Consider the following 12,984-nt stretch of genomic DNA (forward strand, 5'->3'; position numbering starts at 1 on the left):
TTAACCCTTACTTCTTTGATGCTTTAGGTGCAGCCTGTAATGGATGCGCCAGAAAATAGTTGCGCAATCCCCGATGGATAGCGCTTGCCAGCTTATCCTGAAAATCACTGGAACCAAGCAATGCTTCTTCAGCTGAGTTACTGATAAACCCAGTTTCTACCAAAATTGAAGGGATATCCGGTGAACGTAGCACACCCAAACTGGCATGTTCTGGCGAACGTTTATGTAATGAGCCAACTTTGCGCAACTCATTCAAAACCTGTACTGCAACATTATAACCCACCCGTTGAGAGTGACCGAATTGTAAATCCAGTACCGCCTGGCTTAGATAAGGATCTGCACCATTTGCCAATGCATTTCCTGCACCGCCCAGTAATTCAGACTGCTTCTCATGCTGCTCAAGCCAATTACCCAATTCACTGTTTGCACGCTTGTTTGACAGTACCCAGACAGAAGCACCACGCGCACTGCGATTAGGCGCAGCGTCAGCATGAATAGAAACCAACATATTTGCGCTATGTTTACGCGCAACCTCAGAACGACCAGTAACAGAAATAAAATAGTCTCCGTTACGGGTCAGAACGGGTTTGAACATAGGATCATTGCGCAATAGCGCTTCCAATTTGCGCGCGACACTAATAGTGACATTTTTCTCTTTCAGTCCATGTTGCCCGATCGCGCCAGGATCTTGTCCGCCATGCCCCGCATCAATAGCAACAACAACTCGCTGACTTCCCTTAGACGTAATTTGTGGAGTCGCCTTTTTTGTCGCCGGCTGTTTATTATCAGTAATGACTGATTTACTGGCTGCCACTTGTGAACTTTCTCTGAAAACAGGATTACTGACAGAGGTACCAGAAGCCCGCAAGGTAAAAATAACCCGATATTCACTACCCGACTGCTGCACTATAGAGTTGACTTTAACTTTCTTATTTAGTTCAAACACAATACGTTTTTTTTGTATATCAGGTGCCTGACTGGCGCGAATTTTCCTCACTAAATCCAGTCCCGGCAGATTCATTGGCAAACCAATAATATTTCCTGACTGGTGAATATCTACCACTAAACGTTCCGGTGAATGCAATGGGAAAAAGCTGTAATCAGGGCGACTACCTGAAAAAACCATCGTCACTTTGGATTCACTGACACTATTACTCACGTGAATATTGGATAAAGTCGCCGCTGTCGCTGTTACCACCACTAAACTGCTCATCATGATAAACAGCCAGCAAATTATCATAAAACTGATTTGCCATTTCTTTATCATTTTTGCAACTAAAGGGTGCATCATGGTCGGGTGATCCCTCATAAATATTTCAAATTATCTAACAGACTCTCACCATATTCAGACAAAGCAATAAAATGTGCCTGTCGCCCTTCGGGCTGGTAACTCAAATGTAATTTAATATCTGCATTCGGTAATACGCCTTCTCCTTGCTGAGGCCATTCCACCAGACAAATAGCATCTTGATGGAAATAATCACGTATTCCCATAAATTCCAACTCTTCCGGGTCAGCCAACCGGTAAAGATCAAAGTGGTAAACCGGCCTAGGTGTTAAAGCGTAAGGTTCAACCAAAGTGTAAGTTGGGCTTTTTACATGCCCTTTATGACCTAAGGATTGCAAGAAACCACGGCTGAATGTCGTCTTACCCGCACCTAAATCACCATATAAATAAATTACACTGCCATGATTACAGGCAGCAGCAACCGCGCCTCCAAGGGAAACCGTCGCTTCTTCATCTTGAAGTGATAAAACAAGTTCTTTCATCGAATAATATCTGCTGTTTTATTAATTCGTCAGCTAAAACGATAACCCTAACACAACTCTATTATCAACATTTAACATCTTCTGCTCAGTTTCGTTGCCAAACTCACTATTTTTGGCCTGCAACAGATTATGCTATACTGCGGCTCCTTGCAGCATAAACTCATTTCCGCCATGGCAACGCCTCTCGATCTCCATCTTCTGACCACAAACATCAAACAATGGGGCCTCTCTCTGGGTTTCCAGCAAGTTGGCATCTGCGATACTGATTTATCAGTAGAAGAACCAAAATTTCAAGAATGGCTGGATAAGCAGCATCATGGAGAGATGGCATGGATGAAGCGCCACGGCATGATGCGTACACGCCCGGATGAACTACTGCCAGGAACATTGAGAGTCATCAGTGTAAGAATGAATTATCTCCCTGCCAAAGCCTCTTTTGCCAGCACGCTAAATGATTCTAAACTCGGCTATATAAGCCGTTATGCTCTAGGAAGAGATTATCACAAACTGCTGCGCCAACGTCTGAAAAAACTGGGTGAACAAATTCAAAACTATTGCCATGATTTTGAATATCAGGAAATTCTTAATTTCCGGCCTTTTGTTGATTCAGCACCAATAATGGAGCGACCACTAGCCGCTAAAGCTGGATTAGGCTGGGTTGGCAAACACTCACTTATCCTTAATAGAGAAGCCGGCTCATGGTTCTTTCTTGGTGAGCTACTGATAAATCTTCCCCTACCTGTAGACACGCCACAACAAGAGCAATGTGGCCGCTGTGTGTCCTGTATGACAACCTGCCCAACAGGTGCAATTATCGCTCCTTATACCATTGATGCCCGCCGTTGCATTTCTTATCTCACGATTGAATTGGAAGGTATTATTCCTGAAGAGTTTCGCCCACTGATGGGAAACCGCATTTATGGTTGTGATGACTGCCAAATTATTTGTCCGTGGAACCGCTTTTCCCAACTAACAGATGAAGGTGATTTCAGCCCCCGGGCAACATTGCATACGCCGGAATTATTGGATTTATTCAATTGGAGTGAAGAAAAATTCCTGCGAATAACAGAAGGCTCAGCAATCCGCCGGATTGGTCATTTACGCTGGTTACGCAATATTGCGGTTGCCTTGGGAAACGCACCATATCGAGACAACATCGTTCTGTCTCTGCAACAGAAACTAGGATTAAACACAATGCTTGATGAGCATATTCATTGGGCTATTGACCAACAAATGACTCGCCGGGAAACCAATACTGTCAATGTACAAACTTCGCAACAAAAACGGCTTATCCGAGCAATAACCAAAGGCTTACCCAGAGACGCTTAATTATTAGCCACCCTGACAGGGTATAAAAAATTCAGATAATTTTCCTGTGAATAAAATAAAAATCCCTTGCTGATCAATGTGCAAAAAAAGCGCAAGTGATCAGTATGACATTTCTTAACAAAGGACCATTCCAAAAAACTATCAATAACTTACAGAAGAAATATTGATTTTACAAAATGTAAGATCAGAAAAATACGAAAGAAACAGCCTGTGGATAAGTCTGTGTGGTAATTTTAAGGTGTCGTACTTACTTTACCAGGAAATCACTTTCTATTCTGTGGATAAAAAATAGAAATCAGCACGGAACCCTATAGCCCAAAAATCGAATCAAAATAAGCGAGTATTATCATTGAGGAAGAAACTTGGAGAGGGAAGCAAACCTTCTGAATCCCACTTAACTTATTGATTCAACAGAGATTTTTAAATTCATCATCGTTGAAAGGAGTGCATTATGTACCACCCTCAAAAGTTTGGCAAGCAGAAGTTAAAAAAACTTTGGGAGCTAAAGGGTCATGCCTTTCTCTTTCCTACGTGTCCTGTGCCAAAGAAAGACAGATAGCCTATAACCCAGCAATAACTCTTAACGGACAAATATCATACATTAGCTGTAGAGTCGGCTCACAATTTAAACATTCAGCTAAGGCTTTCACTTGATCTACTGTCTATTACGATGAAACTCTTTTTATTTGTTCAAAGAGGAACTGGACAAACAGTAGGAATCAATAAGCAAACAATTTTTATGCAGACCGATAATATCGAATTTCGCACAGTTATTGTATGCAGATAACAGTTAAGACAACTAACTAGCAATAAGGATCGAAAAATGAAAAGATTCACCAAAATTGCAGTAGGTTTTCTCGCGTTAACCGCAGCTCAAATGTCTTTTGCCGCTACCAGCAATTGGTCACAAACAATTCGTGCTCCAAACGTTTATGTCGGAGGCACCACCAACTCAAACTTCTTTAGTACACCGGTTTCAGTTCCGACAAGGGCAACTATCACGACAGTATCCTGGAATATCGGCTTGTATGCCAATGGTGCAACAAATCAAAATTTCAACGTTTGTTACACCCCACGATATTCCTCTAACCCATCACAATGCTTGGATGTCTCCGGCAACCTCAATGGCTCCACAAGTGCTTTTAGCGGCCAGGATGCCAAAGGTTCCTTTAGAATTAGTGGAATTCTGAGCGGGGGCACTTACCCTGTTTACCCGTCTCACTACAATACGATCAGAGTCGACTATCAGTATTGAGCAACCCGACCTGAAACCTGATGGTTTCAGGTTTAACGGAAAGTCACGCCAATACATGCTCCCAGACAACATCACTATCGGTATCGTTGAAGGTATCATCTTTTCTGCTGGTCTTGACCTACCCGGCAACTGAGTCCATCAATAGAGAAACTGTCGAACTCACCATTGGAATTTTTTAGCACAAAACGCCATGAATGTAAGAACCCCAGATAGGCATCTGCAAATCAAAAATTGGAGCGGAAAAATGCAACTCACGGTAACCAACTAAAAAAATAATAATTTTTCCTGCTTTGCCTCATATCCGTAGACTTGTTTGTCCTGCTTTTCCAAAAAAGCTGCATTTGCTTAATTGGTTCAGTCATTTTACAATCAATTTATCGACTTTTTATGGTCTATATTTAGTCTTTTTCGATGTGAGGGATTCTATGCGTTATTCAGAACAGATTAAACCAATCAGCTACCTTAAAACCAATGCAGCTGCGGTGATGACGACACTGGCAGAGTCCCGCTCACCAATGATTATTACGCAAAATGGTGAAGCGAAAGCAGTGATTCAGGATATTGCCTCTTATGAGCAGACTCAGGAAACCATGGCATTGTTAAAGATTTTGGCTTTAGGACAACAGCAGGTTAAAACAGGTGAAATCACACCGGTAAAGGATGTAATTCAACGCTTAAAGAATAAAGAGAAGTTCACCTGATGTTATATAAAGTGGTATTAACTAAAGACGCCGAAGCGGATTTAGAGGATATTTACGATTATATTGTCGAAAATGACAGTCTAGGGAAAGCCGATTATGTATTGGAGCAGTTGCTGAAAATAGCAAACAGCCTGGCTAACTTTCCTGAGAAAGGTAATTATCCCAAAGAGTTGCAGGAACTAGGGATTCGCGACTTCCGTCAAACATTTTTTAAACCTTACCGGGCCATTTATCAGCTCATAGGTCAACAGGTGGTGATTTTTGTGATTGCCGATGGTCGGCGGGATATGCAAACCCTGCTTATGCGCCGGTTGCTAAGTGGTTAGGTTTTCCTAGCAGGTATTAATAGCATTCAATTACCATTAAATTCACAAGTAAAGATAAAAAGTTTCTCAATAACCCAGACGATGTTTACGACACCATGCAACGGGTTCTATTGCGTGAAAATAGGATTAATAAAGGAAAAGAACACTTCTGGATCATCGGTATGAAAGTAAGGATTGGAGCGGGAAACGAGACTCGAACTCGCGACCCCGACCTTGGCAAGGTCGTGCTCTACCAACTGAGCTATTCCCGCATTACTGACTGGCTAGTGATAATCTGAAACCAATATATTAATTTCAAATTTGGAGCGGGAAACGAGACTCGAACTCGCGACCCCAACCTTGGCAAGGTTGTGCTCTACCAACTGAGCTATTCCCGCGTCACTGATTGGCTAATCATAGCCTGAAAAAACATACTGATTACAAATCAAAATTTGGAGCGGGAAACGAGACTCGAACTCGCGACCCCGACCTTGGCAAGGTCGTGCTCTACCAACTGAGCTATTCCCGCATATCTTTCAGTATGCCATACCTGATAAAATTCTTCATCGGTACGGGGAGCGCATTATACGAGAAATCGTTGCGCTCGCAAGCCCCTCAGCGCAAAAAAACAAACTTTTCGGTCAAGTGGTGATTTAATAAACACCAATGCGGGTTAATAACCGTCACACTGAGCTTGCGTTATCATAGCCAACAGAGGACAAAATAAAACTTTCTTATTCCGATTGAATAAAATGTTCCCGATAATAAGCTAATTCAGCCACTGATTCGCGGATATCATCCAATGCCTGATGAGTATTCTGTTTTTTTAATCCAGTCAGGATTTCCGGTTTCCAGCGACGGGCTAATTCTTTCAATGTACTGACATCCAGATAACGATAGTGAAAATAGGCTTCCAGCTCCGGCATATAACGGAACAAAAAACGCCGATCCTGAGCAACACTATTTCCACAAATAGGTGAAGCACCCGCAGGAACCCATTGTTCCAGAAACTCAATCGTCGCCTTCTCTGCCGCACGATCATCAATTTTGCTTGCTTTAACACGTTCAACCAACCCACTGCCAGTATGGGTACGCACATTCCATTCATCCATCAGAGCAAGTTGCTCATCAGACTGATAAATCGCAATGACTGGCCCTTCAGCCAGAATATTCAAATTTGCATCGGTGACAATTGTCGCAATTTCAATAATGCGATCCCGCTCTGGATCTAAACCCGTCATTTCCAGATCTATCCAGATAAGATTGTGCTCACTTTTTGACATGTTATATCCTAGGTTGGAGAGATAGTTCTTATTAATGGTGTATCATAGCGCTTTTAACAAATAGCAGCGATCAATATGGAACAAGTGAGGTTCGGTGGCTAAGAATAAATTATCCAAAGGCCAGCAACGGCGGGTACAGGCAAATCATCAGCGCAGACTGAAAAAACAGGATAATAAACCTGAAATGGATGACAGCCAGTTAGGTGAACCTCAAGAAGGGCTGGTTATCAGCCGTTTCGGCCAACATGCAGATGTAGAAGCAGCAGACGGTTCTATACAACGTTGTAATATTCGCCGAACGATCCGTTCATTAGTCACAGGTGATCGGGTGGTATGGCGTCCTTCGCTGCAAACGCAAACGGATGTTAAAGTCAATGGCATTGTTGAAGCGGTTCACGAGCGGACTTCTGTACTGACACGTCCTGACTACTATGATGGCATTAAACCTATCGCCGCCAACATTGACCAGATAATTATTGTGTCAGCCATTCTCCCTGAACTTTCACTCAATATTATCGATCGCTACCTTGTTGCCTGTGAAACACTGGGCATTGAGCCATTGATTGTGCTGAATAAAATTGACCTATTGGATAAAGAAAGCCGTGAATGGGTCAATGAAGTCATGTCCACATACCATAATATTGGTTACAGAGTATTAAAGTTATCAAGCCATACTGGCGAAGGTATGGAAGAATTACTAAAAACGCTCGCAGGCAGAATCAGTATCTTCGCCGGTCAGTCCGGAGTGGGTAAATCAAGTTTACTGAACACGCTCCTACCAGAAGATGAAAAAGAAATTCTGGTCAATCAGGTTTCAGAAGCTTCCGGTTTAGGCCAACACACCACCACGGCATCCCGCCTTTATCACTTTCCACATGGCGGTGATATGATTGATTCCCCAGGTGTACGGGAATTTGGCCTATGGCATTTAACACCAGAACAGATAACTCAGGGTTTCGTCGAATTCCACGATTATCTGGGCAGTTGTAAATTCCGTGATTGTAAACATCGGGATGACCCAGAATGCGCGTTGCGGAACGCAGTAGAAAATAACGAAATAGCTGAAGAACGTTTTGAGAATTATCACCGTATTCTCGACAGCATGGATCAAATTAAACCACGCAAGACGTTTACAGATAACGATAGCTAACTGACATTAAATAAAAGGACGGGTACAATAGCCCCCTTTTGTCTAATTTGCCGATAGAATAACATCCAAGAGGTTGACGTGCTGGATAACATTAAAATCAGGTTGCATTATTTATTGCCTAAACAAGGAATTACGAATCTGGCAGGCTGGTTTGCAAATAAAAAGGCCGGCTGGCTGACTCAACTGGCAATTAAGACGTTTGCCCGTGTTTATAAAGTGGATATGAATGAAGCGAAAGCACCTGAGTTTTCCGCCTATACGACATTCAATGAATTCTTTATCCGTCCATTAAAAGAGGATGTTCGCCCGGTTGTCAGCGAAGAACATCAATTAGCACTGCCTGCTGATGGTATTATCAGTCAGTTAGGTAATATCCGGACAGACCAGATTCTTCAGGCCAAAGGGCACCACTATACCCTTGAAGCCCTGCTAGCCGGCAATCATCAACTGGCAGAGATATTCCGTGATGGGCAGTTTGTAACGACTTACTTATCACCAAAAGATTATCACCGTGTACATATGCCTTGCGATGGATTACTGAAAGAGATGATCTATGTCCCAGGTGATCTGTTCTCTGTCAATCCGTTGACTGCCGCCAACGTGCCAAACCTGTTCGCTCGTAATGAAAGAGTCATCTGCCTGTTTGATACTCAATTTGGACCAATGATCCAGATTCTGGTTGGTGCAACGATCGTCGGCAGTATTGAGATGGCCTGGTGTGGAACGGTTACGCCACCACGGGAAGGTATTATCAAACGCTGGACTTACCCTGAAGCCGGTACAACTGGCGCTGTCTCTTTTAAGAAAGGTGAAGAAATGGGGCGCTTCAAACTGGGCTCTACCGTTATTAACCTATTCGCAGCAAATCAGGTGCAGTTAGCCGGGCACTTAAGCAGTGGTTCAGCAACCCGCATGGGTGAACTATTAGCCCAGGCGATAATACCTGAAGAACCTACTGATAACATAAGCTAATCCCCTTCCAAGGAGAGCCCTCTATCGTGCGCCTGATTATCAGCTTATTGCTTAGCCTGCTCATTATTAGTCCGGTTTTTGCTGCTACTCAACTTGATGAAAACCAGCTCAAACAAGAACTGAAACAAATTGAATCCAGTAAAAATCCGCAGGATGCAGAAGTTGCTCAGGCGCTCCAAGGGGCGCTCAATTGGATTGCTGATACTAAATCTGCTAACGACAGAACACAGAAATATCAGGCTACCATTGATGATTTCCCCAAAATAATCAGAGAGCTTCGCCAAAAGTTACTTGCTGAAAGTGATACTCCCCGCCAAATTCCTGCTAACCAGCCAATCGCAAATCTTGAGCAGCAGATCATTCAGATCAGCAGTCGGTTACTGGACCAGGGTGGACAATTACAGCAAGAACAGGACAAAGGACGGGAAATCAGCGACTCCCTTGGATTATTACCACAACAACAGTCAGAAGCACGACGTCTCCTGACTGAAGCATCCTCTCGTCTTCAATCATTAGAAACACCCTCCACTCCGTTAGGAGAGGCCCAATTTGCTTTAGCTCAAGCCGAAGTAAATGCTCACAAGGCTACAGTGAATGAACTGGAACTAGCTCAACTTTCTGCCAATAACCGGCAGGAAATTTCCCGTATGCGAGTTGATCTGTTCAAAAAGCGTTATCAGCGACTTGATCTTGAGCTGCAACAACTCCGCAGCCAACTTAACGCGCAACGCCAGCAAAAAGCAGAATTAGCGCTGGAACATACAGAAATGCTGGCAGAACAGAGTGGTCAGCTACCAAAATTTCTGCTTGATGAATTGCAACTGAACCGTCATTTATCTCAGGAGCTAAATCAGCAAGCGCAACGAATGAATACTATCGGCTCAAAGCAACGCCAGGCCGCCAGTGATATTATTCAAGTCCGGCAAGCATTGAGCACCATTCGTGAACAGGCCCAATGGCTTGGAGGCTCCACGACGCTTGGAGAAGCACTTCGAACTCAACTTGCCCGTTTACCCGACATGTCTAAGCCTCAGCAACTCGACCGGAATATTGTCAAATTCAGGGTCGATCGGCTGAAATACGAAGATATGCTGGAACAATTACAGAAAGAAACAAAACCAACGCAGGCAAACAACGTTGCACTGACGGCCGAACAAGAGCGGATTTACGATTCCCTGATTCGTACCCGTAAAGAATTACTCAATTCATTATTATCTGGTTATGACAGTGAAATTCTTGAACTAACCAAACTGAAAGTCGCTACCAACCAGCTAAACGATGCACTGACAGAAGTAAAAGAAGCCACCCACCGTTATCTATTCTGGGTCGCAGATGTTAATCCTGTTTCTCTCAATTACCCTATTAATGTTGTACAGGATCTAACCCGCTTATTATCACTGGATACGTTCTCTCAGTTGAGTGGGGCCCTGATAGTCATGCTGACCACTCAGGATACGCTGCTATATCTGCTTGGGGCGCTATTTCTTGTCATATTCAGCGTCGGTTCTCTCCGCCACTATCACGCATTTCTTGAGCGCGCGAGTAACCGCATCGGCAAAGTAACATATGATCACTTCTCGCTTACTTTGCGTACCGTATTCTGGTCGGTTATTGTTGCGTTACCTTTGCCAATGCTCTGGTCTGCGATCGGCTATGGGCTGCAAAGCGCCTGGCAGTATCCAATGGCGATCGCCATTGGTTATGGTGTCAGTGCGACGACTCCCGTATTGTGGATCTTTATGCTGAGTGCGACGTTTGCGCATCCAAATGGGCTATTCATCGCCCATTTTCGTTGGCCGGAAGAGCGAGTCAAACGCGCATTGCGATTTTACCAACTCTCTATCTTTGCCATCGTGCCATTGGTGATGGCATTAATCACTTTCGAACATTACAGTGATCGAGAATTTGCCTCCACACTTGGCAGGCTCTGTTTCCTGATATTGTGTGTCTCCTTAAGCTTGATTACCAGCAGCCTGAAACGGGCAAGAGTCCCACTCTATCTGGATAAAAATGGCTCCGGTGAAAACGTTATCAATACTGCTCTCTGGTGGATTTTACTCTCTGCGCCAATAATTGCTGCTCTGGCTTCCATACTGGGCTATTTCAGTACATCACAGGCATTACTGGGACGTTTGGAGACCTCCGTTGCTATCTGGTTCTTCCTGCTGGTTATTTACCACATTATCCGGCGCTGGATGCTGATTCAGCGGCGCAGGATTGCCTTTGAACGGGCAAAACAGCGACGGGCGGAAATTCTGGCTCAACGCGCCAAAGGAGAAGATGATTCAACGGGTTCAAGCAGCATCGAAGGCTCCATTGAGGTTGACGAACCTATTATTGACCTGGATGCAATCAGTGCTCAATCCTTGGGATTGATACGCTCAATTCTGACTATGCTGGCACTGGTTTCACTGATTTTGCTCTGGTCAGAACTCCATTCAGCTTTCTCATTCCTGGAAAATATCCGCCTGTGGGATGTCACCACAACGATAAACAATGTAGAAACAGTTCAACCCATCACAATGGGCTCGGTATTAATTGCCATACTGGTGATTATTATCACGACGCAACTGGTACGTAACCTGCCTGCACTGCTTGAGCTGGCCTTATTGCAACATTTGGAACTAACCCCAGGTACTGGCTTTGCTATTACCACACTAACCAAATACACCATTACGCTGATCGGTGGCTTAGTAGGTTTCTCGCTGATTGGCCTTGAATGGTCAAAACTGCAATGGCTTGTTGCCGCACTGGGGGTTGGGCTTGGTTTTGGCTTACAAGAAATCTTCGCCAACATCGTTTCTGGCCTGATGATCCTGTTTGAAAAACCCATCCGCATTGGTGATACCGTCACCATCCGCAATCTGACCGGCAGCATCACTAAGATCAATACACGGGCAACGACGCTCTCAGATTGGGACCGGAAAGAGATTATTGTTCCTAACAAAGCCTTTATCACTGAGCAATTTATCAACTGGTCATTGTCTGACACCATCACCCGTGTCGTACTGACAATTCCTGCTCCGGCAGAAAATAACAGCGAAGAAATCACCCAAATCCTGTTAAATGCGGCCAAACGCAGCGCTCTGATCCTGGATAACCCGGCACCTGAAGTGTATCTGGTTGATCTCCAGCATGGCATTCAGATATTTGAATTACGTATTTATGCCGCGGAAATGGGGCACCGAATGCCCGTCCGTCATGAAGTCCACCAGCTTATTCTGCAAGAATTTCACAAGCATGGTATTACTCTGCCATTCCCACCCTTTCAGGCTAGCATTGATATAATTGGTCAGAATATCCGCAGTGCGACGACCAATATGTCAGGCCGAAATCCACCACGCCAACCCGGCAGTTTATAAAAAGACAGATAATGAAGGACTGAGCATCCGCGCTTAAATCAACCCACTCTATTTCAGGCAGTTACCGCCATCCTATGCCTGAAATAGACTTTGCGAAGCAATCAATGTCGCCCCACAAGAGTTTTTCATCCCCTCCAGTGCATACATTTGCCCATTAGAACTGTATACCCAGCGTCCCTTCCACGATGGTTTGATTACCACCACATTTGGGACAGGATACCGCATCCCCAACCCGAGCCGCTTTCTTCCCTAACACATCAAAACCGCCATCACCTTGCCACCATGCGAAGTCGAATCTCCAACCAAAATAATGGAACGCAACATCTTTTACCCACTTAACTATTAGTTAAATATTAATTTCAGCTTATGACGTTTGCCTATCGTGGCGTTACAACTTGATTAAAACAAACCAACCGAAACCAAACTATTTGAAATAACTAAAATAATCATGTTACCTGAACACCTATAAAATTTACGTCATTCACTGTTTTAAAACGAAATTTACACATCTTTAAAATATCAAGCTTGATATTTATTAGACTGAAATATAAATTAACATTAATATTTGGATACAAAAGAGACAAGTGTAAATATGAACATGAAGGCGAAATGTATGTCTTCGCTAAAACATTACATACCGCCTTCGCCCTCTGCCTGGTCGAAACAAGCTTTCACCGATTAACCGTCATCAATAACGGCACCGGTGAATGCTGGAGATTTTACAATATGCCCGGGCACCAGAAGCTCATGTAACATCATTGAGGAAAAATCATGAAAACCGGACTCCGCTTTTCCTGCACTATCGGCAACCTGGCACCCATGACTTTTACGGTCGTCAATTTTACGTTAGATGAAGC

11 protein-coding genes and 3 tRNA genes are annotated in these 12,984 nt (G+C 43.9%); 7 read left to right on the forward strand and 7 right to left on the reverse strand.

Annotated elements, in window-relative coordinates:
• Window positions 1-7: 7 nt before the first annotated feature.
• Together amiB and tsaE are read right to left on the reverse strand one after the other, a co-directional pair.
• Window positions 8-1,291, reverse strand: coding sequence for an N-acetylmuramoyl-L-alanine amidase AmiB (amiB, locus tag PTE_RS06445; protein ID WP_036844120.1), 1,284 nt, complete (start codon window positions 1,289-1,291; stop codon window positions 8-10).
• Window positions 1,292-1,305: 14 nt separating this feature from the next.
• Window positions 1,306-1,770: a tRNA (adenosine(37)-N6)-threonylcarbamoyltransferase complex ATPase subunit type 1 TsaE gene (gene tsaE / locus PTE_RS06450; protein WP_036844121.1), complete on the reverse strand. Its 465-nt coding sequence runs from the start codon at window positions 1,768-1,770 to the stop codon at window positions 1,306-1,308.
• Window positions 1,771-1,941: 171 nt separating this feature from the next.
• Between tsaE and queG the strand changes: the two genes are divergently transcribed.
• The 4 genes from queG to PTE_RS06470 all read left to right on the forward strand — a co-directional run bounded on the left by queG (window position 1,942) and on the right by PTE_RS06470 (window position 5,381).
• Window positions 1,942-3,099, forward strand: a complete 1,158-nt coding sequence (gene queG / locus PTE_RS06455) for a tRNA epoxyqueuosine(34) reductase QueG (RefSeq protein ID WP_036844357.1) — start codon at window positions 1,942-1,944, stop codon at window positions 3,097-3,099.
• Between the two features lie 823 nt (window positions 3,100-3,922).
• Entirely contained in the window at window positions 3,923-4,354 is a 432-nt protein-coding gene (locus PTE_RS06460) for a flagellar protein FlhE (RefSeq protein WP_036844122.1), read from the forward strand.
• 425 nt (window positions 4,355-4,779) lie between these two features.
• Complete coding sequence (locus PTE_RS06465) at window positions 4,780-5,055, forward strand: type II toxin-antitoxin system Phd/YefM family antitoxin (protein ID WP_036844123.1); 276 nt, start codon at window positions 4,780-4,782, stop codon at window positions 5,053-5,055.
• The gene (locus tag PTE_RS06470; RefSeq protein WP_036844124.1) at window positions 5,055-5,381 is read left to right on the forward strand and encodes a type II toxin-antitoxin system RelE/ParE family toxin; all 327 of its coding nucleotides are present in this window, start codon (window positions 5,055-5,057) and stop codon (window positions 5,379-5,381) included. The genes PTE_RS06465 and PTE_RS06470 overlap by 1 nt, the downstream gene beginning before the upstream one ends.
• A 175-nt stretch (window positions 5,382-5,556) precedes the next feature.
• Here the strand turns inward: PTE_RS06470 and PTE_RS06475 are convergent.
• From PTE_RS06475 to orn, 4 genes are all read right to left on the reverse strand, one after another.
• Window positions 5,557-5,632, reverse strand: a tRNA-Gly gene (locus PTE_RS06475).
• Between the two features lie 50 nt (window positions 5,633-5,682).
• Window positions 5,683-5,758, reverse strand: a tRNA-Gly gene (locus PTE_RS06480).
• Window positions 5,759-5,813: 55 nt separating this feature from the next.
• Window positions 5,814-5,889: transfer RNA gene (locus PTE_RS06485), tRNA-Gly, on the reverse strand.
• A gap of 205 nt (window positions 5,890-6,094) precedes the next feature.
• Complete coding sequence (gene orn / locus PTE_RS06490; RefSeq protein ID WP_036844125.1) at window positions 6,095-6,643, reverse strand: oligoribonuclease; 549 nt, start codon at window positions 6,641-6,643, stop codon at window positions 6,095-6,097.
• 94 nt (window positions 6,644-6,737) lie between these two features.
• On the opposite strand from orn, the gene rsgA reads away from it, so the two are divergent.
• From rsgA to mscM, 3 genes are all read left to right on the forward strand, one after another.
• Complete coding sequence (rsgA, locus tag PTE_RS06495; protein WP_036844126.1) at window positions 6,738-7,793, forward strand: small ribosomal subunit biogenesis GTPase RsgA; 1,056 nt, start codon at window positions 6,738-6,740, stop codon at window positions 7,791-7,793.
• Window positions 7,794-7,871: 78 nt separating this feature from the next.
• Complete coding sequence (gene asd, locus PTE_RS06500; RefSeq protein ID WP_036844127.1) at window positions 7,872-8,765, forward strand: archaetidylserine decarboxylase; 894 nt, start codon at window positions 7,872-7,874, stop codon at window positions 8,763-8,765.
• Window positions 8,766-8,791: 26 nt separating this feature from the next.
• Window positions 8,792-12,127 carry a miniconductance mechanosensitive channel MscM gene (mscM, locus tag PTE_RS06505; protein WP_036844128.1) on the forward strand — a complete coding sequence of 1,112 codons (3,336 nt, stop codon included), beginning with the start codon at window positions 8,792-8,794 and terminating at the stop codon, window positions 12,125-12,127.
• 154 nt (window positions 12,128-12,281) lie between these two features.
• Here the strand turns inward: mscM and PTE_RS26965 are convergent, their stop codons facing one another.
• A complete protein-coding gene (locus PTE_RS26965) occupies window positions 12,282-12,383 on the reverse strand; it encodes a PAAR domain-containing protein (RefSeq protein ID WP_339366711.1) in 102 nt (33 codons plus the stop codon).
• Window positions 12,384-12,984: the final 601 nt, after the last annotated feature.

Origin of the sequence: Photorhabdus khanii NC19 (assembly GCF_000517265.1) — a bacterium.
Classification (GTDB): Bacteria; Pseudomonadota; Gammaproteobacteria; order Enterobacterales; family Enterobacteriaceae; genus Photorhabdus; species Photorhabdus khanii.

What these genes read in the sequence shown, in the direction of transcription:
- PTE_RS06460 (WP_036844122.1), top strand. Translation starts at nt 3,923, where the DNA reads ATGAAAAGATTCACCAAAATTGCAGTAGGTTTTCTCGCGTTAACCGCA.
- orn (WP_036844125.1), bottom strand. Translation starts at nt 6,643, where the DNA reads ATGTCAAAAAGTGAGCACAATCTTATCTGGATAGATCTGGAAATGACG.
- tsaE (WP_036844121.1), bottom strand. Translation starts at nt 1,770, where the DNA reads ATGAAAGAACTTGTTTTATCACTTCAAGATGAAGAAGCGACGGTTTCC.
- amiB (WP_036844120.1), bottom strand. Translation starts at nt 1,291, where the DNA reads ATGATGCACCCTTTAGTTGCAAAAATGATAAAGAAATGGCAAATCAGT.
- queG (WP_036844357.1), top strand. Translation starts at nt 1,942, where the DNA reads ATGGCAACGCCTCTCGATCTCCATCTTCTGACCACAAACATCAAACAA.
- PTE_RS06470 (WP_036844124.1), top strand. Translation starts at nt 5,055, where the DNA reads ATGTTATATAAAGTGGTATTAACTAAAGACGCCGAAGCGGATTTAGAG.
- PTE_RS06465 (WP_036844123.1), top strand. Translation starts at nt 4,780, where the DNA reads ATGCGTTATTCAGAACAGATTAAACCAATCAGCTACCTTAAAACCAAT.